The sequence below is a fragment of the Spirosoma endophyticum genome, from assembly GCF_900112365.1.
GTDB classification, from domain to species: Bacteria; Bacteroidota; Bacteroidia; order Cytophagales; family Spirosomataceae; genus Spirosoma; species Spirosoma endophyticum.
The window spans coordinates 565,919-589,700 of sequence record NZ_FOLQ01000002.1; the positions used below are offsets into that span (position 1 = coordinate 565,919).

The 23,782-nt window shown below is 49.4% G+C and carries 24 protein-coding genes and 1 pseudogene; 8 read left to right on the top strand and 17 right to left on the bottom strand.

The window, feature by feature from the left end:
• Window positions 1–30: 30 nt before the first annotated feature.
• From nfi to BM202_RS07350, 6 genes are all read right to left on the bottom strand, one after another.
• Window positions 31–723, bottom strand: a complete 693-nt coding sequence (gene nfi, locus BM202_RS07325) for a deoxyribonuclease V (RefSeq protein ID WP_093824480.1) — start codon at window positions 721–723, stop codon at window positions 31–33.
• An 80-nt stretch (window positions 724–803) separates the two neighbouring features.
• Entirely contained in the window at window positions 804–1,490 is a 687-nt protein-coding gene (locus tag BM202_RS07330; RefSeq protein ID WP_093824482.1) for a DUF421 domain-containing protein, read from the bottom strand.
• Window positions 1,491–1,684: 194 nt separating this feature from the next.
• The gene (locus BM202_RS07335) at window positions 1,685–3,139 is read right to left on the bottom strand and encodes a DEAD/DEAH box helicase (protein ID WP_093824484.1); all 1,455 of its coding nucleotides are present in this window, start codon (window positions 3,137–3,139) and stop codon (window positions 1,685–1,687) included.
• 489 nt (window positions 3,140–3,628) lie between these two features.
• The gene (locus BM202_RS07340; RefSeq protein WP_093824486.1) at window positions 3,629–3,856 is read right to left on the bottom strand and encodes a hypothetical protein; all 228 of its coding nucleotides are present in this window, start codon (window positions 3,854–3,856) and stop codon (window positions 3,629–3,631) included.
• 48 nt (window positions 3,857–3,904) lie between these two features.
• Window positions 3,905–4,678, bottom strand: a complete 774-nt coding sequence (locus BM202_RS07345) for an SDR family NAD(P)-dependent oxidoreductase (protein ID WP_093824489.1) — start codon at window positions 4,676–4,678, stop codon at window positions 3,905–3,907.
• 92 nt (window positions 4,679–4,770) lie between these two features.
• Entirely contained in the window at window positions 4,771–5,586 is an 816-nt protein-coding gene (locus BM202_RS07350) for a phytanoyl-CoA dioxygenase family protein (RefSeq protein ID WP_093824491.1), read from the bottom strand.
• A gap of 291 nt (window positions 5,587–5,877) precedes the next feature.
• Here BM202_RS07350 and BM202_RS07355 point away from each other — a divergent pair, with 291 nt between their 5' ends.
• Window positions 5,878–6,903, top strand: coding sequence for a BamA/TamA family outer membrane protein (locus BM202_RS07355; RefSeq protein ID WP_245776555.1), 1,026 nt, complete (start codon window positions 5,878–5,880; stop codon window positions 6,901–6,903).
• Here the strand turns inward: BM202_RS07355 and BM202_RS07360 are convergent.
• From BM202_RS07360 to asnS, 9 genes and pseudogenes are all read right to left on the bottom strand, one after another.
• Window positions 6,882–7,568 carry a phosphatase PAP2-related protein gene (locus tag BM202_RS07360; protein ID WP_093824494.1) on the bottom strand — a complete coding sequence of 229 codons (687 nt, stop codon included), beginning with the start codon at window positions 7,566–7,568 and terminating at the stop codon, window positions 6,882–6,884. The two genes, BM202_RS07355 and BM202_RS07360, sit on opposite strands and share 22 nt — an antisense overlap.
• Window positions 7,569–7,647: 79 nt before the next feature.
• On the bottom strand, window positions 7,648–8,463 hold the full coding sequence (locus tag BM202_RS07365) for an ion transporter (RefSeq protein ID WP_093824496.1): 816 nt from the start codon (window positions 8,461–8,463) through the stop codon (window positions 7,648–7,650).
• Window positions 8,464–8,671: 208 nt separating this feature from the next.
• A complete protein-coding gene (locus tag BM202_RS07370; RefSeq protein WP_093824498.1) occupies window positions 8,672–10,375 on the bottom strand; it encodes a GMC oxidoreductase in 1,704 nt (567 codons plus the stop codon).
• Between the two features lie 100 nt (window positions 10,376–10,475).
• On the bottom strand, window positions 10,476–11,018 hold the full coding sequence (locus BM202_RS07375; RefSeq protein ID WP_245776556.1) for a gluconate 2-dehydrogenase subunit 3 family protein: 543 nt from the start codon (window positions 11,016–11,018) through the stop codon (window positions 10,476–10,478).
• 263 nt (window positions 11,019–11,281) lie between these two features.
• Window positions 11,282–11,587, bottom strand: coding sequence for a DUF5615 family PIN-like protein (locus BM202_RS07380; RefSeq protein WP_093824500.1), 306 nt, complete (start codon window positions 11,585–11,587; stop codon window positions 11,282–11,284).
• A gap of 2 nt (window positions 11,588–11,589) precedes the next feature.
• Window positions 11,590–11,814 carry a DUF433 domain-containing protein gene (locus tag BM202_RS07385; RefSeq protein ID WP_093824502.1) on the bottom strand — a complete coding sequence of 75 codons (225 nt, stop codon included), beginning with the start codon at window positions 11,812–11,814 and terminating at the stop codon, window positions 11,590–11,592.
• A 33-nt stretch (window positions 11,815–11,847) separates the two neighbouring features.
• Window positions 11,848–12,930 (bottom strand): complex I subunit 1/NuoH family protein, encoded by a 1,083-nt coding sequence (locus tag BM202_RS07390; RefSeq protein WP_093824504.1) that lies wholly within the window; start codon window positions 12,928–12,930, stop codon window positions 11,848–11,850.
• A gap of 76 nt (window positions 12,931–13,006) precedes the next feature.
• Window positions 13,007–14,688: pseudogene (locus BM202_RS07395) on the bottom strand (FAD-dependent oxidoreductase).
• Between the two features lie 237 nt (window positions 14,689–14,925).
• Window positions 14,926–16,410: an asparagine--tRNA ligase gene (asnS, locus tag BM202_RS07400; protein WP_093824506.1), complete on the bottom strand. Its 1,485-nt coding sequence runs from the start codon at window positions 16,408–16,410 to the stop codon at window positions 14,926–14,928.
• Window positions 16,411–16,569: 159 nt separating this feature from the next.
• Between asnS and BM202_RS07405 the strand changes: the two genes are divergently transcribed.
• The 3 genes from BM202_RS07405 to BM202_RS07415 all read left to right on the top strand — a co-directional run bounded on the left by BM202_RS07405 (window position 16,570) and on the right by BM202_RS07415 (window position 17,763).
• Window positions 16,570–17,082: a SixA phosphatase family protein gene (locus BM202_RS07405; RefSeq protein WP_093824508.1), complete on the top strand. Its 513-nt coding sequence runs from the start codon at window positions 16,570–16,572 to the stop codon at window positions 17,080–17,082.
• A gap of 85 nt (window positions 17,083–17,167) precedes the next feature.
• Window positions 17,168–17,362 carry a hypothetical protein gene (locus BM202_RS07410; RefSeq protein WP_093824511.1) on the top strand — a complete coding sequence of 65 codons (195 nt, stop codon included), beginning with the start codon at window positions 17,168–17,170 and terminating at the stop codon, window positions 17,360–17,362.
• 11 nt (window positions 17,363–17,373) lie between these two features.
• Window positions 17,374–17,763, top strand: a complete 390-nt coding sequence (locus BM202_RS07415; protein WP_093824512.1) for a VOC family protein — start codon at window positions 17,374–17,376, stop codon at window positions 17,761–17,763.
• Between the two features lie 57 nt (window positions 17,764–17,820).
• On the opposite strand, the gene BM202_RS07420 is transcribed toward BM202_RS07415, so the two are convergent.
• Window positions 17,821–19,008, bottom strand: a complete 1,188-nt coding sequence (locus BM202_RS07420) for an aminotransferase class V-fold PLP-dependent enzyme (protein WP_093824514.1) — start codon at window positions 19,006–19,008, stop codon at window positions 17,821–17,823.
• A 67-nt stretch (window positions 19,009–19,075) separates the two neighbouring features.
• Window positions 19,076–20,005, bottom strand: a complete 930-nt coding sequence (xerD, locus tag BM202_RS07425; RefSeq protein WP_093824516.1) for a site-specific tyrosine recombinase XerD — start codon at window positions 20,003–20,005, stop codon at window positions 19,076–19,078.
• 106 nt (window positions 20,006–20,111) lie between these two features.
• On the opposite strand from xerD, the gene aroQ reads away from it, so the two are divergent.
• From aroQ to BM202_RS07445, 4 genes are all read left to right on the top strand, one after another.
• Complete coding sequence (gene aroQ, locus BM202_RS07430; RefSeq protein ID WP_093824518.1) at window positions 20,112–20,549, top strand: type II 3-dehydroquinate dehydratase; 438 nt, start codon at window positions 20,112–20,114, stop codon at window positions 20,547–20,549.
• Window positions 20,550–20,605: 56 nt separating this feature from the next.
• Window positions 20,606–21,622, top strand: a complete 1,017-nt coding sequence (locus BM202_RS07435) for an aminotransferase class V-fold PLP-dependent enzyme (protein ID WP_093824520.1) — start codon at window positions 20,606–20,608, stop codon at window positions 21,620–21,622.
• Between the two features lie 62 nt (window positions 21,623–21,684).
• Window positions 21,685–22,260 carry a MarC family protein gene (locus BM202_RS07440; RefSeq protein ID WP_093824522.1) on the top strand — a complete coding sequence of 192 codons (576 nt, stop codon included), beginning with the start codon at window positions 21,685–21,687 and terminating at the stop codon, window positions 22,258–22,260.
• A 380-nt stretch (window positions 22,261–22,640) separates the two neighbouring features.
• Complete coding sequence (locus BM202_RS07445; RefSeq protein WP_093824524.1) at window positions 22,641–23,675, top strand: glutamine synthetase beta-grasp domain-containing protein; 1,035 nt, start codon at window positions 22,641–22,643, stop codon at window positions 23,673–23,675.
• Window positions 23,676–23,782 lie beyond the last annotated feature (107 nt).

Genomic DNA, 23,782 nt, shown 5'->3' on the forward strand with positions numbered 1-23,782 from the left:
AATGTAGTGCGGCCCTTTGTGGTGTATGCATCAAACAGAAGCAGCCTGTTCACCTCTCCGTAAGGCATTTACCAGATTATGCGCCCGGCGCGTGGGTTCGGGAAGGCGGTATCCACCATTGCATTGAAGCGTTAGGGAAATAGCTGTTTCCAGGTCAATCAGATGACCGGGTGAGACGTAGACCGGATTAACTTTATTTTTGGTACGTAGTGCTGCACCGATGACATCGCCGTAGTGCCGCATGGGCGACCAGGAGCCCCGTTCTAGCGCTGGTTCGTCGTATTTGCCCACCAGCACCGACTTGCCACAACCGAACGTGGGCCGATTCAGAAACAGACCTGCGTGGGACGCAATCCCGATCCGGCGGGGGTGCGCTGTACCATGGCCATCGAACATCACGACGTCGGGTTCAGTTTTTAGTTTCTGCCACGCTTCCAGCAGGGACGGAATTTCGCGGAACGACAGCAGGCCCGGAATGTAGGGAAACGGAGCCGTACTAACTACTCCCGCTTCTTCAATAGTTTCTAAGGTATCAAGCCGCAAAACGACAATTCCGGCGTAGACCGTCTCCTCAAACTTGTTGAACGAAATGTCACAACCCGCAATGGTCTGAGGTATAGTTTGTAGCGGCTCAATGCGTATTTGTGAACGTAGCTGATTTTGCAGCGTGACAGCCTGAGCGGGCGATACGTTCCAGTCGTGAAGATTTTGATAATGAGCCATACAAAAATGGGAAAAGGGTCATTACCAAACGATAAACACAGCGCTACGGTTTAAAGATCTAAACGAACGTAGCACAAAAGTTAGGTTCGTCGTAGTGTTTTTATCGCTTTAACCCATTCCTTCTCCTTACACCGTTTGCAGGAATGGGTGCTGGCACTTATATGCTCAACATGGCCGCAGGTAGTGCAGGCGTATTGACCCGGTTCATTGATAGATGAACTCTTTGTCAAATATACCTTTGGCAAAATGGGTAGCCCCGATTTTACCTGGCTATCCTCGAAGTAAAAAAAACTGACATTACCATTCGTTTCCAGTAACGCGGTTTGTACTTGTCCGAGATGTTCAATGTTTTGCTGCCGCATTTCGGAAAAGAACTCATCTTTGGCGTAGGTCTGTTCATTGGTTTCTATCAAAACAAACATGCCATCTTCAATGACATAAATTGGATCACCTTCCAGAATACTTTCGAATCGTTCACTTTTAGTTGCCATCCAGGTGACAAACCGGTAGAAAAGGAGGATGGTCGCAAAAACAAGTAAAGCGGGTACTATGGCATTTTCCTCATTAGACATAGGGTCGCCTGCGGCCGAGCCGAGCCCAATAATAATGGCTACTTCAAAAATTGATAACTGCCTGATGCCCTTTTTGCCAGACAATCGCAGAAAAACCAGAATCACGGCAAACATGATAAGGGTCCTGAAAACAATTTCAGCGGCAAAGCTCCAGTTCAGATCTTTTACAAAAATGTTGTTGAAGTCAAAATCCATAGAAAAATACGTACTATTGAAAGCAGTGAGGGTAGCCAATATTTGTACCTGAATTGATAAACTCAAAATCAGTCAGTTTGTCGTTGGGTCGCCTGAAAATGATCAATAAGAAAGCGATTGTTACTCCACTGATTGCCAAAGATTATTACTACCGTAAACAAAAAATCCCCGGATGACACATCCGGGGATTTTTGTTAGTAGTTTCGGTCAGAACCTGTATTGCTGAAGCGACTGTTGCCCGTGCCTCGACTCGGGCGGGGTGTGTCGCTACTCGGCCGACTTGATCCCGTGTTGCCCGATGGTCGGAATGACGACCCATTGCTTTGTCCTTCAGGGCGGCTGTTGCTACTGCGGCCTTGACCACTATTGTTCGATGATCCCGATGGCTGACTGTTGCTTGAGCGGCCGCCACCGGTACGTTGCTGGCCTCCATTTCGGTTGCCTGGTCGGCCACTGCCGTTCCGTCCCCGCTGTTGAGCTGGAGCGGGCATCATAGCCGCCGTCGCTACGTCGAGAACGTATGGATGATCTTCAATGACCGGAACGCGTTTCCCGATTAGTTTATGAATGTCTTTCAGGAAATCGGTTTCTTCGGCGTCGCAGAACGAAAGCGCGATACCATCGTGGCCCGCCCGGCCCGTCCGACCGATGCGGTGAACGTAGGTTTCGGGAATGTTGGGTAGTTCGTAGTTTATTACGTGCGAGAGTTCATCCACGTCAATGCCGCGTGCGGCAATATCAGTAGCCACCAGCACGCGTGTTTCCCGGCTTTTGAAATTCGAGAGTGCCCGCTGACGCGCATTCTGCGATTTGTTGCCGTGAATGGCTTCGGCGCCAATACCTGCTTTCAAGAGGTCTTTCACTACTTTATCAGCTCCGTGTTTGGTACGGGCGAAAACCAGTGCCGACTTGATTTTCTGGTCGTTGAGGATGTGCACAAGCAGTTTACGCTTGTCGTCTTTCCCCACAAAATACATGGCTTGCTGAATTGTATCGGCGGTTGACGAAACGGGCGTCACTTCTACTTTAGCCGGATTCCGTAAAATCGTATCGGCGAGTTTCGCTACGTCGGGCGGCATAGTGGCTGAGAAAAACAGCGACTGACGACGCTCGGGCAACTTCGTGATGACTTTCTTAACGTCGTGAATAAAGCCCATGTCGAGCATTCGGTCGGCTTCGTCGAGTACGAAAAACTGCACATCGCGAAGCGATACCCAGCCCTGGTTCATCAGGTCGAGTAACCGACCAGGGGTAGCAATCAGAATATCGACGCCTGCTTTTAGCGAGTTTACCTGCGCATGCTGCGAAACACCCCCAAAAATGACGGTGTGGCGAAGGTTCAGGTGTCGGCCGTAAGCCGCAAAGCTTTCCGCAATCTGGATCGCCAGCTCGCGCGTTGGCGTCATAACCAAGGTTTTAATTCGTCGGGGAGCCGTGGGATTCTTGCTACGTTCGGCGTTGAGCAACTGGAGGATCGGAATGGCGAAAGCCGCTGTTTTGCCGGTGCCGGTCTGGGCGCAGCCCAGCAAATCACGGCGTTCCAACAAAATGGGTATGGCTTGTTGCTGAATAGGGGTTGGGGTGGTGTATCCTTCTTCGGCGAGGGCCTTCAGGATCGGGTCAATTAATGATAAATCGGTAAATTGCATGTGTTGGCTGGACGTCGAATGCCGGATACTTAACGGTAGGCAAGGCTTTCTAAACCAACGGTCGGGTCTCCAACGCCAACGTCTAAATTGAAGTTATTTAAGTGTACAACTCTACTATGGCCAATAAAGTGCCATTTGTGGGTGAAGCCAGCTTATTCGGTGAAATTAGCCGTTATTGAGAAGGAGAAACTTATGGGCGCCTATTCTGTTGACGATTATCTTTAAACGACAAAATCTCTACCCGTTTATGATCGTCAATGACTCGATAATACATAGTAACGTAGCGATTTGACTGTACATTCTCGCACCGTTGGTTCGATTTCCGAAGCTCGGTACATAAAAGGCGTAGTTGTCAACAGCTGCATCTTTTGGGAAAGGCTGCAAGAAAGTCGGTTTTAATACTGTCTGACCATTGTTGACGAATAAACTCAATAATTTTATCAAGGTCAGCTTCGGCCTGAGCGGTAATGAGGATATCAAATTCCGTCATTACTGGTACTTTTGTAAAACTTCATGAAATGGCCTTGCTCGGCCTGCGTCAGCATCAGCCATGCCACGTTTGATAGCTACTTTCTGATCGTCTGGCAGATCATTCCAGAAATCTTGTTTTGACGCTACTTGTTTCTCCAGAATGGTATAAACCGCCTGTAAAAACTGCTCGTCCTCAATATTTTCGACAAGCTGATAAATGGCAGTTTTTGTTTCAGTTGCTGACATGGAGATTAATGTTTACCTACTCAAATATACTAAATAAGTAGCCAGGTTCTAATCATAGATACTCCCAGCCGTCTTTTCAACCAGCCCTTTGGGTAGCAGCCACGCCATCAGTTTGCCCGCTTTATTGAGCAGGCCCGTGACGAGTTCCGTCTGACCGGCCAGCGTTGCTTCAACGGCTTGCTGTGCTACGTCTTCGGGCGTCATATTTACCTTCTCGGCCGCCTTTCGGCCTTTCTCACCGATCTGGGCCCGGTTGGCAAAGTCGGTATCGGTGGAGCCGGGGCATACGCAGGTAACGGAAACCGACGAGCGTCGTAGCTCCTGATGAAGACCCCGACTGAACTGGAGGACAAACGATTTGGAGGCTGCGTACAAACTTAAACCTGGCACAGCCTGATACGCTGCCGAACTACCAATGTTTAGGATGTAGGCTTTGGGCTGCTGGCGAAGTTGTGGCAGAAAGAGATACGTTAGCTCAACAAGAGCCGTCATGTTAACGGCCATCATACTGGTATGCTCAGCGAGTGAATGCTTCTCAAAGGGTCCGCTGAGACCATAGCCCGCATTATTTACCAGCGTATTGATGTCGTATTTTTTCGCCTGACAATGGTCGAATAATTCCTGTGCGGCACCTGGTTTCGCTAAGTCTACTACGTAGTAGCTGGCTTTAACGCCGTACTGGCTGGCAATTCGGGTAGCGGCTTCCTGTAGTTGTCCTTCTGAGCGGGCAGCCAACACCAGATCCATTTTCCGACGGGCGAATTGCTCGGCAATAGCTAATCCAATTCCTTTACTGGCACCTGTAACGAGAGCGTAGGCCATAAGAATAAAAAAAGTCGAAAGTCGTCAGTCAACAGTCGTTAGTAAATGTAAAAGTTACTAACGACTGTTGACTGACGACTTTCGACTTCAAATTAAATGTTGACTTTCGAAATGAACCGGTGGTAGAACGGCGTTTTGCTATTCTCATGCTTCGGCATGTACTTACCCGTTACAACCGGTACGTACATGACGCGACGACGGCTGGCCTCGCCGACGTAAGGAGACTGTTGCGCCCGGTGCCAAAGCCGACCATCATGTACCGACAGATCGCCTGCGTTAATATCGAAGCCGATTTCGTGTTTATCTGGCTCGTTATCAACGAAATACTTTTTGCGGAACAACATTTTGAAGATACCCTGCTTGTGAGTGCCGGGGATTACGCGGAGTCCACCATTTTCGTAGGGAGTTGGGTTCAGGTGAATGCCAACATTGAGCATCGGCATGATGCGCTGACCCAGGAAAATGTCGCGCGGGCTGTCGGTATGCCAACCCATTTGCGAGAACTTACTGTTAGGTGTGCGAACGTAATGATTGAGAATAAGCCCGTCTTTTTCGATTTCAGCAATACGACCTTCGTAGGGTTGAAGTAAGTCTATAACGGCCTGAAGGCGTGGGTCCTGCAAAAATTCATGGAGTGCGGTACTGTATTGTGACAGAAAGCACATCCGCTGAATCATCGAATTGCCGGCCTCATCCTGACCGAATTTCAGAGGGATACCGTTAACTTTGTCTCGTCCCTCAGCAAGCCACTCTTTTTCAATACGCTCAACTTCGCTAATGAATAATTTTACCGTTTCTGGATTAATAAAATTCCGAAAAACGATGACGCCATTTTTGTTGAAAAACTGGCGTTGTTCGGGGGTAATGGTTTCGCCCAATGAGAAGGGCGGCAAGTTTAATTTGCTCATATCGGTGGTTTACAGTTCGGAGGTTCCGTGTTCAGTGCCAACCGTTGACCGCATTCAATTGGATGGATGCAATCATAATGGTTTCTTAATGCCCCAAATCTACGAAATTTACAATTTTGGGATTACTTTAATTTGATTTAATTAATCTTAGTTTAATTAACGGTTATTTGAGTTCCTGTGTCCAATTTATATGATCAACGGCTAATACTCTTGTTAATCAGTAGTTTACTGGGTTCTGTCAGGACTTTACTGGCTCAGCCAGACAGTCTACCACTCCCCCGTAAGACAGAAGTGAATACGGTAAAAGTCGCGCGAAATACCCTAATCTTACCATTAATAGCCCGGTCTATCGAAACAGACTGGTCTTTTGGCGTAGCGGGTTCCTTCACCTTTCGATTTAACCGAACCGACACCGTTACTCGTACCTCTAACACGCAAGCGCTGGCTTTATACTCCCTTCGCCAACAATTTATTGCGGCCATAAACGGTACTATTTATTTTCCGGGTGAACGTTATATTCTGAGCCATCAATTATCGTACAGCAATTTCCCCGATAAATTCTGGGGATTGGGCAAAGAAGCGCCCGACAAAAATGAAGAAGCCTATACCTTCCAGCAGTATTACGTATACCTGCATTTTCAACGAAAACTCCAGAATCGCATCTTTGTCGGCCTGCTCTACGAATACCAGCGATTACTGAATGTCAATTATACGTCGGGTGGTCTTTTTGACCAGTTTAATGTGCGGGGCCGCCTGCCTTATCATATTTCCGGAGCCGGGTTGAGTCTGACCTATGACTCGCGAAATAATGCGTTTGCGCCCGATCGGGGCGGTTTTTTGCAGATTTATTTCAATCACTTTTCGCCTGCCTTTGGGTCCGATTTTCGCTATACGAACTACGTAGCCGATTTTCGCCGGTTTCTTCGGATCTATCGGGAACAGGTGCTGGCTATCCAGGCTTACGCTTATTTTAATTCCGGCGCAGTGCCGCTACGTAGTTTTGCCAGTTTTGGCGGCTCCAATAGCATGCGCGGGTTTTATGACGGACGCTATCGCAGTAAAAACCAGGTGGTGGTGCAGGCCGAATACCGGATTCCACTTTTCTGGCGACTGGGTGCCGTTGGGTTTGCCGGTATTGGCAACGTTGGCAGCCACGTGAGTGATCTGAACTTCGACGAATTAAAATACTCGTTCGGTGGAGGACTACGACTTTCCCTGAACCGAAAAGAACGCTTAAATCTTCGGGTTGATTATGGCTGGGGAATAGGCCAGAGCGTATCGAATGGGCTGTACTTTCAGTTAGGCGAAGCGTTTTGATTTACTTTCTTCTCGACGGTATTCCAGCCACTGAGGGCGATCTTCTTGCCGATCCGGTAGAGTGGATAGGTAAAGACAAAAGCTCCCACGATGTCGATGGTGTAATGCACATGCTGCACAAGCAGTAAACTGGCAACGACCAGCGTACCGATAAACGTCACCAGTCGATCCATCCGTCGGCGCAGGCACAGAAATATCAGAAAAATGGTAGAGGTATGGCCCGAATAAAATAAATCTTTGGTGATATAGACCTTACCGTAGAAGGCATTGGTCAGCGGGTCAACCATGGGAATCAGACCAACGGGTGGATTGAGCGGAAACAGATTGATACTGATCATCCGTGACAAGGTTATGATGATATAGCTGTATATAAACATCAAAAAAATAGTCGGGCTACGCCGGGAACGAATAAGGATCAGCAAGCCTGCCGCCCAGATGACCAGAAAAATAATTAATGATACGTCATATGGGGGGAGTTGACTGAGCAGCCAATCGTTCAGAACGGGACCCGTGTGCTGCTCGATCGTCTGAAAAAAGTAAGGGAATGTAATCAATATGGCGATAACGCCGACCACGCCAATCATAAATTTCGTACGAAAGACGGAAGAGCGCCAGGCTTCATTCCAGATTAAATCATTGACTGGATTCGGAGAAAGAATTGACATAAAAATAATATAAAAGGCCGCAAAGTTACGAAAGACTAAAACATAGACGTGAAAGCCGCTCGTTTTAGGTCGTTGGATTTTACAGCTTAGCTCCGCAGTACTTACAATATACGGCGTCGGGATCGTGTCCCTGACGGCTACAATTTGGGCAAGCCTGCGTCGAAATTTCCTGCTTTTTACTGGCGGCTGTCAGGCTAACGGCCACAATGCCCGTTGGCACGGCAATGATTACGTAACCCAGTAACATAATGAGCGTAGCAATGAATTTACCGATGGGCGTGCTGGGGACAATATCCCCATAACCGACGGTAGTAATTGTAATGACTGCCCAGTAGATGCTTAGCGGAATGCTTTCGAATCCATTGGAGTGCCCTTCCACTACGTACATCATGGAGCCAAGCGTGATAACTAACGTAAAAATTGCCACAAAAAATACGGTGATTTTAGCCTGGCTTTCACGCAACGAATAAGCGAGGAGGGAAGCTGCCGCCGTATATTCGCCTAGTTTCAGGATTCGGAAGATACGTAGCAGACGCAGAATTCGGACTGCGGCCAGTTCGTGCGCCCCAAACAAAAATAAACCGAGATAGCTGGGTAAAATGGCCAGCAGGTCGACAAGGCCGAAAAAGCTGGTTATATAACGTAGCGGTTGCCGGATGCTAATAATACGCACTGCGTATTCAAGCGTGAACAGAATGGTAAACACCCATTCGATTCGATCAAAGAGAAGTCCATATGGCTTTTGCAGAGAGGGAATACTCTCCAGAATGACGGCGAGCACGCTCAGGACAATTAGAAAAAGCAATGTAACGTCGAAGGCGCGTCCGGCCCAGGTGTCGGCTTCAAAGACGATTTCGTGGAGTCGGTGCCGAAATCGTTGCCATCGGGAGTTCATATGGTTGAGCGTTTAAACGCCTAATCTACTAAAGTCGAATATCTCCCGATATTGATAAGCTATATTAATCCACCAGAACGCTGATTTTTATGACGATTAAGATTGTATAGGTTTCGGCTTATTTCCAATAATCATACCTAATCATACCCATCATAAAAATCAGCGTTCCAATGGTGCCAGTAAACTCGAACGAATCAGTAAACTCGGATCAAATCCGTTGCGCTTTCAGTTCCTGCACAGCGAAATCGGCCGCGCGAGCCGACAGGGCCATGTACGTAAGGGACGGATTGACGCAGCCCGATGAGGTCATGCAGGCACCGTCGGTCACGAATACGTTTTTAACGGCGTGGATCTGGTTGTGACCATTGAGCACCGACGTTTTGGGGTCGCGGCCCATGCGGGCGGTGCCCATTTCGTGAACAGCTCCCCCAACGACCGATCCCTGATCGTAGGTTTTTACATTGACCAATCCGGCCGCTTCGAGCATTTCCTGCGCATCGTTGATCATGTCAACGCGCATTTTTCGCTCGTTTTCGCCAATCTCCGCGTCGAACGCTAACGTGGGTAGCCCCCATTTATCCAGCCTGGTTTTATCTAGATACATCCGATTTCTGTATTCAGGTAATTGCTCCCCGAAGCCAATCAGGCCCATAGTCCATAACCCTGGCCGGGTTAGGTCTTCTTTCAGCGACGTACCAAAAGCCAGTTCGGCGACGTGATGCTGCCACCCCTGCCGACCCCCGCCCCCCTGATAACCGAAGCCGCGTAGGTAATCGCGCTTGTCCGTTCCGATATTGCGGTATCGGGGAATGTAAATGCCGTTGGCCCTCCGGCCGTAGAAGTACCGGTCCTGCCCGCCTTCCCACTGCCCATTCGCGCCAAGCCGGAAGTGATGATCCATCAGATTATGCCCCAATTGGTCCGAGTCATTGCCCATGCCGTTGGGGAAGCGATCAGATACCGAGTTCATAAGCAGGGCGGTGGAGGCCATCGCACTGGCACAAACAAAGATCACCTTCGCAAAATACTCCTGACTTTCCAGGGTCACGGAATCTTTCACCCGAACACCCGACGCCCGCTGTTTTTTGGGATCGTAAATCACTTCTGTCACCACCGAATTAGGCCGTAGCGTCAGGCGGCCCGTTTTGACAGCGGGAGGCAGTGTGCAGGATTGCGTGCTGAAATACGCACCGTACGGACAACCCCGAATGCATTGATTCCGGTACTGGCAAGGTGCCCGACCATTGTCTACGTGCACTTTTTGCGCTTCGGACAAATTCGCTGTTCGACCGATGGTCATGATACGTCCCGGAAACGATTTCTCGATCCGTTTCCGCACTTCTTTTTCGACCAGAAACATATCCATCGGGGGCAGGAATTCGCTGTCGGGGAGTTGAGGAAGTCCCAGCTTTTCGCCCGAAACGCCCGCGAATTTTTCTACGTATGAATACCAGGGCGCAATGTCTTTGTAGCGAATGGGCCAGTCAACACCAACACCTTCTTTTGCGTTGGCCTCAAAATCAATATCGCTGAATCGGTACGACTGTCGTCCCCACATAATGGATTTCCCGCCCACGATATTAGGCCGAAGCCAGCGGAACGGTTTATCCTGCCGGTACGACGTATCCATGCCGGGCATCCAGTAAGGCGAGACACTTTTCGCTACGTCCTCGGGTGTTTGAGGATATTTAGCGGATAGTTCTCCCAAGCGGCTCACTTCCGACAGTTCCCAGGGCGCTTTCTGCTCGGTCTCGTAGCCTGTTACGTGTTCCAGCGGGCGGCCCCGTTCCAGCATAAGTACCCGCAAGCCTTTTTCCGTCAATTCTTTAGCGGCCCATCCTCCGCTAACGCCCGACCCAACGACAATGGCATCGTAGGTCATATCCTTTACTGCATCAATATTGAGGTTCATGGTGTATAGTCGTCAGTCACTAGTTGATAGTCGTTAGTTAGCAGTCAACAATTTGCTCGTCCACTACCGACGACTTTTGACTGCTAGCTACCGACTGTTTTTAAATGGCCCAGGCTTTTTGATCTGCTTTTAAGGGAATATCCCCCTGGAATCGACCGGGAACGGGGAGGTAATCCAGCGCTTTGGTGGCCCCGAGTTCAGACGTGAAGTAGCCGACGATGGTTAGTTCACGGAGGTTCAGGAAAAATGGCTTTTCACGTTGGGTCAGTTGATTAACAATCTCTATTCGTTGCGCATTGTCGAGTTCCGGGAAGGATTTTCCGAAGGCGTTTTGGCTAAATGCGTCGGTTTGTTGCAAGCCTTTTTGAAAGATTTCCTGCTGAGCTGGCGCGGTGCAATGCCCAATGACGTATCCAATGAACTGATCGACACCGGCCGCTTTGGCGCCGGGCGTATCGGTGGTAGGCAGGATTACGTCCGCTAGGTCCGCGATGAGGTTCTGATGACCAGCCGAAAAAACCAGTGGCGTATCGTTGCTGGTTTCGCCACGTAATGCTGCCTGTACCGGAAACGATAGCGTACCGCCGACCAGTAAAGCCAATCGCTGCAAAGCCTCCCGACGAAGTATAAGTTGATTGAACATGAATTGGATAGGTTTTATAAAGAGTATAGGAAAAGCAAGATTATGAGCGCATAATCAAGTAAAGCCGCAAAAGGGTCTTGTTTACTCAATTAAAAAAGGGCTTGCTTGAAAAGCATAAATCGTTGCGCGAGAGGGCATACACGCAGAAAATTGTATAAAAAGAATGGCGACCAGATAACGCGGATTGATGGGCACATTTAGCGACTCAAGAAAATCTTATCTGTAAGTGCTTACAAATTTGGTCGTTGAACTCTCAATAGTTGCTAGGCAATCTTAGCATCTTTTAGGCACAAATCAACTCGATCAGCAAGAGCTATAAAATCACTGTCAGAAGTACAAATAACAATTCCAGCATGGTGATCAGACTGTGTATGCAGTTTGATGAAATCTTTGCGATTCAGTGTCAACAAGCAGCGGTCTAAAGTAGTAGCAAAGGCTAACACTTGATCATCAGGTATGGCTAAACCGGCCATATCCGTTTGTAACAAGGTTAGTACGTCATGGTCTAATTGACGTAATCGCTCAATGGCCGGAGCAGGAAAGTTTTCATCCGCAAGAAGTAGAGCCATCTTTACGCTTCATTCTCAGCAATAAGCCGAGTTATCTCATCCATGTGGGCGCGAGCATAGGCTCTGGCATTTGCTAAGTCTTCGGCTCGTAAAGAAGGGTAAGCGTTTAATAAATCGACATCGTTAGCTCCCTGCAAATAAAAACTTTCCAGCAGCCAAATAGGTATGCGCGACTTTGCAATGCAGGCAACTCCATCCGCTACTCCCAGCCTTATTTCGATGCTCATAGTAGGTAAAGATAGAGAGTATTTCGGTTCAAATTATATCATCAGCAACCGCCAGATTCCAGAAATCAGGAGCAGCAACAAGCCCACAGGGGTCAGGACTTTCCAACACAGATACATCATCTGATCAACGCGGATACGGGGGAATGTCCAGCGGACCCACATCTGTACCAGCACGGCGAAAAACACTTTTGAGAGCAGCCAGAAACCGCCGGTAATGTTGCCCCAGATTGTGCTGGGTGCCCCACTCGTCCAGTCGGCGAGACGAACCGGACCGATGTTGGGGAGGGGCGTGTTCCAGCTTCCCAGAAACAGGACCGCGCCCAGAAAGGATACCAGCAGCATCATTGCGTATTCCGACAGATAAATCAGGGCGAACCGCATCCCTGAATATTCCGTGTGAAAGCCTGCCACGATTTCAGATTCGCCTTCGGGTAGATCGAAGGGGGCACGGTTGGATTCGGCCAGCGTACAGATGAAAAAGATAACGTACGCAACCAGCAGAAATGGATTGCGCAGGATGTTCCAGGAGAAGATACCCCCCCAATCCGTTACGTTAACGCCAAGCGCCTGTAAACCAAACAGGTAATTTGTTTCATGCGTATAAATGCCCTGCTGGAAGCTGAGTGTCTGTAAATTAAGCGACTGACCAATCATCACGACGCACAGAATGGTTAACCCAAGCGGAATCTCGTAGGATACAATCTGCGCCACCGACCGCATCGCGCCAAATAAAGAGTACTTATTATTTGACCCCCAGCCCGCCATCAGGATACCCACTACGTCGAACGAGACAATGGCCATCAGGTAAAACACGCCCACATTTGCTCGCGATCCCTGCAGATCGGGGGAGAGAGGTAGTACGGCAAAACCGGCAAAAACCGATGCGAAAATGACAGCCGGAGCCAGCAGAAACAGCTTTCTGTCAGCTGCGGTGGGCACAATGTCCTCTTTTTGGAGCAGTTTCAGCAGATCGGCAAACAGTTGGAGAAGGCCCCATTTGCCCGTTTCCATGGGGCCAAGTCGATCCTGCATGAAGGCCGAAACCTTACGTTCGGTATAAACCCCGACGACCACAAAGCCGGATGCAAGAGCGAGAAAAATGGGGAGTGCGAGCATACAAATAGGGCGTTTGAGCAATTCAGACTCCTGGACCTGAATCGATCAAATGCCCGCAAAGGTACAAAGGGATACGTTATAGCGTCAGACGTTGGCGGTCTTTCAGCAGGACTTCCTTCAGTTTAGCGTACGGCAATTGTTGAGGTGATACGTTGTTTTCGATTGAAAGCACAGCTGCCGTCGCTGCCGATTGCCCCAGAATCATAAAGACGGGCTCCATCCGAATCGACCCGTAAGCGATGTGCGAACTTGACAGGCAAACGGGTACCAGCAAATTTTTGCATTCATTCTCCTTCGGCAAAATTGACCCGTAGGCAATTGAGTACGGTTGTTTCGGGTGAACGCCAATATCGCCCTCGTTCTGCACAAAACCATCCGGACGTACGTAGCGCTGGGCATTATGCGCATCGAGCGAATACGATCCCATGCCAATTGGGTTTGGTACGGTGGTTTCCCCTAGCGCATCGGCTTCTTTCATGACGTAGGTACCGAGCATGCGCCGGGCTTCGCGAACGTAAATTTGATGCGGCCAGTTGTTGTTGTCCGTGAATTCGTCCTTCGCCAGTCCCCATTGGCTCATGTCTTTCCTGACGTCTTCTGGAACGCGGGGATCGTTGGACAGGAAATACAGCAGCCCCTGCTGATACAACTGGTGATCGCGGATAATCGCTTTTCGGCGTTCATACGTAGCGTCGGGGTAATCGTAGTTTTTGCCGATATAGTCGGAGCTGAACGGACCGTGGTTGTTGGTGTCAGTTTTTCGGTTCGGAATCGGATCGAACTTGTCGAAGGTTTCGCGCCAGCCGCTGTCGAATACACGGCCCAGTAATTCGTAACGAGCCGGATTATAGCCTTCCGGTTTTGGAAACGGAACCCGGTTGTCGGGGTTATTGCTGAAGCACATCCGAAAGCAATACGCCTGAATTTTGTGATCGCCAGCACCTTTTTCACCCGGTCCGCTGGATGCAATTTCGGGAAGTAACCCGCTTTTTGGGTCGCCCGGCACTTTATACGGGCTGATGTTGGCTTTGAAATAATGTCCATGCTAGAACACGTTCGGTTCGACGCCGTTCCAGGTTTCGCCGTACACACTGTTGGCTTCACGCCCTACGTGGTAGCGAACGCCCGCAGCCGCCATCAGGTCACCTTCGTACGTTACGTCGATGAACATTTTCCTTCGTAAACCTGCCCGCTCAGGGTGCGAAACGACTGGATGCTCCCCGCTTTCTTGGTTACGCCTTTTGCTGATCGGTCGAGCCACTCGTTGCGATAAATCGTAAGCGCATTTTCCTTCACGAAATCTTCAAATACTTTTTCGGCAGCATGGGGCTCAAAAATCCACATCGTGCGGGAGTTACCGTCGATGGCGGGCGTACCCTGGCCTTTGTTGCCATATTCCTCGCGCTTCTGCCATTTCCACGCCGAATCCTGCTGGTAGTGTTGATAAAGCCGCTGGTAGAACTCGCGCGATAAGCCCCCAATCACTTCTTTATTACCCGTATCTGTAAAGCCCAGCCCGCCCGACGATAGGCCGCCCAGGTGTTTATCAGGCGAAACGATGATTACGGATTTGCCCATTTTTTTGACTTGCACAGCCGCTGTAATGGCCGCACACGTACCACCATAAATGATCACATCGGCCTTGCGAGTAGCCGTTGGTTTTGACGGATACGTAGTGACTGGAGCAATCAGCAATAAAATAAGACTGCTGACTAGTATTCGAAGAAGTGAATGGGAGAAAAGAACGCGTTCGTTCATTGTGAAAAAGGATGGAAAGGAATTTAGCTGGAAAATGATCTCTATTCGTCAAAGCAGCAAAACGGGTAGTGTTTACTAGCGAGGTGGGAAATTTTGATTTGTTACGTTGTTAATAACTGAAAAGCCCTTACTCAACTTTAACAGCTGAACAAGGGCTTTCGCTGGTTGCTGACGCATAGGAGACACAGCGTGTTGCCGAAGCGTCAGTGACGCGGCATTCCGACCGGTCTTTACACGCTAAAACTCGGCGGTTTTTGGGGCGCGGGGGAATGGAATCACATCGCGGATGTTGCCCATGCCCGTTACGAACAGAACCAGCCGCTCGAAGCCGAGACCAAAACCGGCGTGTGGGGCCGATCCAAACCGGCGGGTGTCCAGATACCACCACAGCGCTTCGGGCTCAATGCCCACTTCGAGCATCCGGGCGGTGAGTTTGTCAAAGCTATCTTCGCGTTGCGAACCGCCAATGATTTCGCCAATGCCGGGAAACAATACGTCCATCGCTCGAACGGTCGGACCAAAAACCTCACCACGGGAATTGGTGGCTGGTTCATCGTCCTGCTTCATGTAGAACGCTTTGATCTCGCGCGGGTAATTGGTCAGGATGACGGGTTTCTTGAAGTGCTTCTCGACCAGATATCGCTCGTGTTCCGATTGCAGATCGACGCCCCAGCTAACTTCGTACTGAAACTGGCCTTTTTTGGCGGGCTTCGAGTTAACCAGAATCTCGACGGCTTCGGTATAGGTCAGCCGCACAAACTCGTTACTGATCACAAACTGGAGTTTTTCGAGCAGGCCCAGTTCGCTTTGTTCCTCTTTCTTTTTGGTTTTCTCTTCCTCTTTTAGTCGGCCATCCAGGAACGCCAGATCGTCGGCGCAATGCTGTAGGGCGTAGCGAATGACGGTTTTGACGAAATCTTCGGCCAGATTCATGTTGTCTTCCAGCTCGTAGAAAGCCATCTCTGGTTCAATCATCCAGAACTCGGCGAGGTGGCGCGTCGTGTTGGAATTTTCAGCGCGGAACGTTGGGCCAAAGGTGTAAATCTTGCCCAGCGCCATAGCCCCCAGTTCGCCCTCCAACTGACCCGAGACAGTTAGGTTGGTTTCCCGACCGAAGAAATCCTGGCTGTAATCCACCTTGCCCTCGTCCGTTAACGGCGGTTTGGTGGCGTCGAGCGTCGTTACGCGGAACATTTCGCCCGCTCCCTCTGCATCAGAAGCGGTAATGATGGGCGTGTTGAGGTAAAAGAAACCGTTGTCGTTAAAGTATTTATGGACGGCAAACGCCAGCGCGTGCCGAATCCGCAGAATCGCGCTGAATGTGTTCGTACGAGGGCGCAGGTGGGCGATCTCACGCAGAAACTCCAGCGAATGTCGTTTGGGTTGCAGCGGATATTTTTCAGGATCGGCGGTGCCGTAAATATGGACGTCCGAAATTTTAACTTCAACGGCTTGCCCGGCTCCCTGCGACTCAACTAACTGGCCCGTAACCGATAGACACGACCCGGTGGTGATGAGCTTCAGCGTTTCTTCCGGCAGTTGCCCGGCTTCGGCCACGACCTGAATATTATTTATGGTTGAGCCATCATTGAGGGCTATGAAAACGGCGTTTTTGCTTTCGCGCTTGGTACGAACCCAGCCTTTAACGGTCACGGTGGTGCCGACTGGCGAATCCACGCCGGGAGCGTTTTTTAACAATTGCTTAATAGATTGATAACTCATACTAAAACGGCGACCAGATAGTGGTTGTGACCGCAAAAGTACGGATTGTCGGTTGAATCGCCCACAGACAATTTTAATCAGTGCCATCCGCAATTGTAGTTACATACCGATTGCGCGTCTATTTTTGCATCACTAAACCTACATATCAATCCTACCTGTATGTCAATAACATTATACATCGTTCGTCATGCCAAAGCCGAAGATCGGGCCATCTTTATGGCCGACTTTGACCGTAAGCTAACGTCCGAAGGCGTCATGGCTGCTGCCCGGATTGGGCGTTATTTGCACGGAAAAGCCATCCAGCCCGACATTATCGTCAGCAGTCCTGCGCCACGCGCCAAAGAAACGGCGAACGTTGTGGCTGAACAACTTGGCTATGAAGTGGCTCAGATTCAGTTTGACGAAAAGCTATTTGAAGGTGGGCCGAAAGCTTATCTGGCGGCTATAAACGCCGTTCCTTCAGCCAGTCAAACGGCCATGATTGTAGGCCATAACCCCGACGTAACGTATCTGGCTGAATTTTTAACGCATCAACGGATCAACTCAATGAGCAAAGGCGCTGTTGTAGGTATTACGTTCGAAGACGTGACCTGGGCCGAAATTTCCGGGCGAACAGGTAGCATAACCTTTCAAATTGCACCGAAACAACTTTCCATAAATGATGAATTATAACCGGGTCGCCGGAGCGATAATGAATAATGGCTATTTGATAAAGCCAGCAATAGCATTTATAACTCATCATTCATAATTAAATAAAGTGAACCGTAACCGTCGCATTTTCATCATCGTTTTTATTGTCTTCACGACAATCGTAGCCTTACTGGCCATTGATATGGGCCGACGGACGACTGCTCCCTGGAACAGACGTCGGGAAGTTGAACGGGCTTTGCCGACGGTAAAAGATGGAACGGCTGTCGATACAATGGCTACTGATACGTTACTAAACCCCTGAATTTTATTTTTATGCTGAATCTATCGGCTGTTCATCACATTGCCATTATTAGTCAGGATTACGAAAAGTCGAAGCGATTCTACACAGAAATACTGGGCTTAACGATTTTAAGCGAAGTAAACCGAGCGGAACGACAATCGTATAAGCTGGATCTGGCTTTGAACGGACAGTATATTATCGAATTGTTTTCGTTTCCCAACCCACCCAAACGTCCATCCCGGCCCGAAGCACTTGGTTTGCGTCATCTGGCGTTCGCAGTTACCGATCTGGATGCTGCCGTGGCACATCTGGCAGAACAAAACGTAGTAACCGAGCCCATTCGCGTGGATGAGTTGACCGGAAAACGCTTTACCTTCTTCGCCGATCCCGACGATCTGCCGCTGGAGTTGTATGAGGTTTAGAGCAGGGAGCATGGTTTTACGCTAGACATCCTGCTCCATGCACCAGGCTCCACGCCTTTAAAGCACCTTCGTCAGCACCCGAACCAGCGCATCAACATCATCGGGTGTGTTATACACATGTGGGGCGATACGTAGCACGCGCGCTCTGGCCGATACCGATACGTTTTCGGCTTGCAGGGCCTGCTGAATGATCATTGGATCGGCATGATCGGGTAACCACAATCCGACGAGATGGTGGCACCGACCCAGCGTACCATTTTCGGGTTCAACGTAGCAGCCGAGGGATTCCAGTGCCGACCAGGCATCTGCCATCAGGTTTTTTGTGTATGCCTGAATACGGGTGGGTTGCCAGTCCACGAGTTGCTGAAGTGAGGTTTCGAGCATGGGCATTTGCAGAAAATGGGTATGCTCGCCAACGTTGTAGCGGTAAGCACCGGGGCGGTATTCGGGCTGATAATCCATCAAACGATGAAATTGATTGCTATCCAGCCGATTCATCCAGCCTTCTTCGAGCGGAACGCCCTCATCGAAAGCCGGACCGTAGTAGGCCAGCCCCAATGAATAAGGCCCCATCAGCCATTTATAGCCTGCGCAAACGACAGCGTCGGGTTGAATTTTTTCCAGATCGAATGGCAAAGCACCGATTGCCTGCGTTCCGTCAATGGCAAACCACGCACCCACGTCGCGAGCCCGTTGCCCAACGGCTTCCAGGTCAAAGCAAATTCCATACATCCAATGCACCGGCGGCACAACGACCAAAGCGGTATCTGGCCCGATAGCGTCGAGTAATTGCTCGTTCCACTTGACGCCTTTGGGGAAATCCGTTGGCATGCTGACCGTAGTGATGCTAAGGCCCAGCTCAGTACAGACGCGATCCCAGGCGTAGACATCACTCGGAAACTCATCACCAAGCAAGACGATACGTTGCCCTCGCTGAATACCCGGCTTACGGGCTAAGTTTCGGGCTATAACAGCCATGCCATAGGAGACTGATGGAACGACCGCAATACGTTCGTGAGCGACTATTCCGGCGTTTCGGTTATTTATAAGCTCGGAAAATAAAGTCCGCACACGAATAGCTCCCGTGAAAAAATCATCGGGGCGAAGTCCAAATGGGTTAGCATGTTTCGTAAGGACCTCATGGCCAACCTGCTCAACCGCCTTGCTGAACGGCGCACGGGTGGCACAATTGAGGTAATGGATGCCTTTAGGAAGGCTAAATAGGTCTTGTTGAGAAGTAAGCATAGTATAAGAAGTTTGGGCAAAGGGGAAAGGGCATGGGGAAGGAAAGCTGGAATCAGCGGATAGGGTTTTACCCTTTGCCCCGCGCCCCATGCTGCCTGCCATTCGCCCTTGGGTGATATTCCCGCAACGTTTGCTGCAAATAATCGCGGTCGAGATGGGTGTAAATTTCGGTAGTGGTGATGGACTCGTGGCCAAGCATTTGTTGTACTGCCCGCAAATCAGCCCCGCCTTCGATGAGGTGCGTAGCGAATGAGTGGCGGAACGTATGCGGGCTAATTGTTTTGCGAATCCCCGCTTCCGAAGCCAATTTTTTAATGGTCGTGAACACCGAAATGCGCGAGAGTTGCTTGCCCCGCAGATTCAGGAAAATGGTGTCTTCGTCGCCTTTCTGAACGTCCAGTTGACTACGTACATGATCGACATATATTCGGGTATAGTGCATGGCATCTTCGCCAATCGGTACGAGCCGGACTTTATCCCCTTTGCCCAGCACCCGCACAAATCCCTCGGTAAAGTAGCAATTGGTTAGTCGCAGGTTGAGCAATTCAGACACCCGTAGTCCTGAACTGTAAAGCACTTCGAGCATAGCCCGGTCGCGGGTGCCGCCGGGCGTTGAGAGGTCAATGATGGCCAGCATGTCCTCAATTTCAGGAAAACTGAGGGTGTCGGGGAGCTTTCGGCCTAGCCTGGGCGCTTCAAGTAATTGGGTTGGATCGTTCTGGATTAAGTTTTCCAGAATCAGGTACTTAAAAAATGATTTCAGCCCCGAGAGTATACGCGCCTGACTATGTGCCGACAGGCCCAACTCACCCAGATACATCAGGAAATTTACTAATTCCCGATCCGTCACCTGCATGGGCGTTACGTCCGGTTCGGTTAGCAGGATGAACTGGTAGAGTTTTTCAGCATCGTGCAAATAGGCCTCTACTGAATTTTCGGCCAATGAGCGTTCCAGTTTGAGGTAGTTCTTAAAGGCGTTTATATAACTTTGCCACATAGGTTATCTTCTAAACAAAGAGAAACGAAGTTTTCACGGAGAGCACAGAGAAAAATTCGTGTTCTCTTTGAAAAACTCTGTTTATCAGTGTTTAACTCCTTTCAAAATGAAACAAATCCTGATCATTAACGGCCCGAACCTGAATCTATTGGGCAAGCGTGAACCGACCATTTACGGAAACCGTTCGTTTGTCGATTACCTGAAAACGATTGAAGAACTGTTTCCCGACGTGCAACTTCGCTATTTTCAGTCGAATCACGAAGGGGAACTGATCGATAAAATTCACGAGTTGGGTTTTGATGTGGATGGCATTGTCATTAATGCCGGGGCTTACACGCACACATCCATCGCCATTGCCGACGCCCTGTCGGCGGTGACAGCCCCGGCCGTTGAGGTACACATTTCCAACGTACACGCCCGCGAGTCGTTCCGGCACCACAGCTATCTATCCGCCAAATGCAAAGGCGTTATTTTAGGGTTGGGACTGACGGGTTATGAGTTGGCCGTGAGGTATTTAATGATGACCGGGTCGCCGGAGCGATGATAAATGATGACCGGGTCGCCGTAGCGATTATTTTTTAACATAATCATTCATCATTCATGATAACCTTCTACCCCGGTCCATCCAAAGTATATCCACAAGTCGCCGACTATGCGGCCGAAGCGGTGCGTTCGGGAATTGTGAGCCTGAATCACCGTAGCGCGGGCTTTATGGACGTAGTGAAAGAGACCGTTCGGTTGCTTCACGAAAAACTCGACATTCCGGCTGATTATCATGTTGCGCTGGTTTCATCGGCAACGGAGTGTTGGGAAATTGTGGCACAATCGCTGACCGCCGAAGCGAGTCTGCACCCCCATAATGGCGCTTTCGGTAAAAAATGGGTGGATTATGCGTATAAAATTAAACAGCCAACCAGCCTGAGCGATGCCGACGTATTATGTATCGTTCAGAACGAAACCTCGAATGGTACACAGGTCAGCATGGAAACGCTGGCAAAGTTCCGGCAGGAGTTTTCGGCGTTGATTGCCGTCGATGCGGTTTCGTCGATGGCAGGAATTGCCTTTGACTGGACGCTGGCGGATGTCTGGTTTGCGTCGGTGCAGAAATGCTTTGGACTTCCGGCCGGACTTGCCGTGTTGATTTATTCGCCTGCCGCCCTCAAACGGGCCGAGGAAATCGGGGAAAACGCTCATTATAATAGTCTGCTGTTTATCCACGAAAATTTCTCAAAATTCCAGACCCCCTACACGCCAAACGGATTGGGTATTTATCTGCTGATGCGTGTGTTGCAACAGGTGCCGCCCATTGCACAAGTAAATGTGATCACTAAAAAACGGGCCGCTGACTGGTACGCTTTTTTTGAGCAGGAAATGAGTGGATCTCTCTTCCGTATACTCATTTCTGATACGGCCATCCGCTCGGATACCGTCATCGCCGTGGAAGGCTCAGAGCCCGACATTAAGGCGATTAAGACGGCTGCACAACAGGCCGGTATTACCCTCGGCAACGGGTACGGCGACTGGAAAAATACAACGTTCCGAATTGCCAACTTTCCGGCTATTACAGATGAGGAGATTGGAACCTTAAAACAATTTCTTCGGTCGTACAAGAGGTAATATGGCTGGAACGCCAGCTCGGTGAAACGCCATGCTACTTCTTGTACGATATCCTCACTAGTATGCTCAATCTCAAAGAAATTGTTTCTGTTACGCTCATTCTATTCTCGGTTATTGACGTAGTGGGTTCATTGCCGGTCATTATTGATTTACGGCAGAAGTCCGGTAAAATTGAATCTGGCCGTGCTACGTTCGCATCGGGAGTATTAATGATCTCTTTTCTGTTTGTGGGGGAGCGGATTCTAAAACTATTCGGGGTCGATGTCGCGTCGTTTGCCGTGGCAGGGGCATTTATTATTTTTCTGATCGGTCTGGAAATGATTCTGGGCCGGACAATTTTCAAGTCAGAAATTAATACGGGCGGAGCTACGCACATTGTCCCCATCGCTTTCCCCCTTATTGCGGGTGCCGGTACGTTGACGACGATCATTTCGCTCCGGGCTGAATACCAGACCGTAAATATTATCGTAGGGATTATTCTTAATCTGGGGCTGATTTACGCCGTCTTGAAGTCGTCGGGCTGGCTCGAAACCCGACTCGGATCAGGCGGACTGGAAGTACTGCGTAAAATTTTCGGCATCATTCTGCTGGCCATTGCTATCAAGCTCATCAAAACCAATCTGATTGCTGATTTCTGAAATTAATGGCATAGGGCATCTAATTCGGGGCGTAGGTTGGAGCCAATACGCTGGGATTAATTTAGTAAGCGCGAGTGCTTTTCAACAGTATTTTAGGTCAAAAACAATAGATTTTTAGGATAATACTATGATATTTAGCTCTAGATACGGGTTAGATACTAGTTTATTGCCTTATGTGGCTCAGATTATAAAGTAGTAAAAAACCTTACTAAATATTGTTTTTTACGGTACCTAACGAATTTAAAATATAATAATTCCGCAAAAACAATAAGAAATACGGTTCAACTGCCCATTGGCCTTTATATTTTATTGTAAACCCGTACTATATTTGCTGAAAGTATTGTTACAAAACCCCTATTCAATTCAATTCCACTGTAATCATGGCAAAGTCGAAGTTAGAGTACATTTGGCTCGATGGCTATAAGCCCACGCAAAGCCTGCGTTCCAAAACCAAAATTGAAGAAGATTTTTCGGGTGCACTCGAAGATTGCGCTATGTGGTCTTTCGATGGTTCTTCGACAGAGCAGGCTGAAGGCGGTTCATCGGACTGCTTGCTGAAGCCGGTTTTTATCTGTCCTGATCCACAGCGTAAAAATGCGTTCCTCGTTATGTGCGAAGTATTAAACGCTGACGGTACTGCTCATCCATCGAACGGCCGTGCTACGATTGAAGACGACGACAACGATTTCTGGTTTGGCTTCGAGCAGGAGTACTTCCTGTGGGATATGAAAATTGATAAGCCGCTCGGTTTTCCCGCCGAAGGTTTCCCAACGCGTCCACAAGGTCCATATTATTGCTCGGTTGGCGCACAAAACGCCTACGGCCGTTATATCATTGAAGAACACCTTGACGTTTGCCTGGATGCTGGCCTGAACGTAGAAGGAATCAACGCCGAAGTAGCAACGGGTCAGTGGGAATTCCAGATTTTTGCTAAAGGGGCCAAAGCCGCTGGTGACCAGATTTGGGTCGCTCGTTACCTGCTCGAACGTATCGGTGAAAAATACGGTATCTCGATCAACTGGCATTGCAAACCGCTGGGCGCCACCGACTGGAATGGCTCGGGTATGCACGCTAACTTCTCGAATACGGCGCTACGCACATCGGGTAGCAAAGAAGTATACGATAAAATTTGCCAGTCCTTCTCGCCAGCCGACGTTATCAAAGCCCACATCGCGGTGTATGGTGCTGACAACGAACTGCGTTTGACCGGTAAACACGAAACCCAGTCGATCGACCAGTTCTCTTATGGTATTTCTGACCGTGGTGCTTCGATCCGTATCCCCATTGCTACGGTAGAACGCGGCTGGAAAGGCTGGTTGGAAGATCGTCGTCCAAATTCGGCGGCTGATCCATACAAAGTGGCTGCTGTGATCATCAAAACGGTTAAATCGGCCGACGTGCTGGAAACAGCTTAGTCTGTTAGAAAATAGATTATCAAAGCCCGACTACGTGAGTGGTCGGGCTTTTTTGTTGATTATGTCGATTTATTCAGTCGGTATCCTTTTAAGAAGGCTCCGTCCTT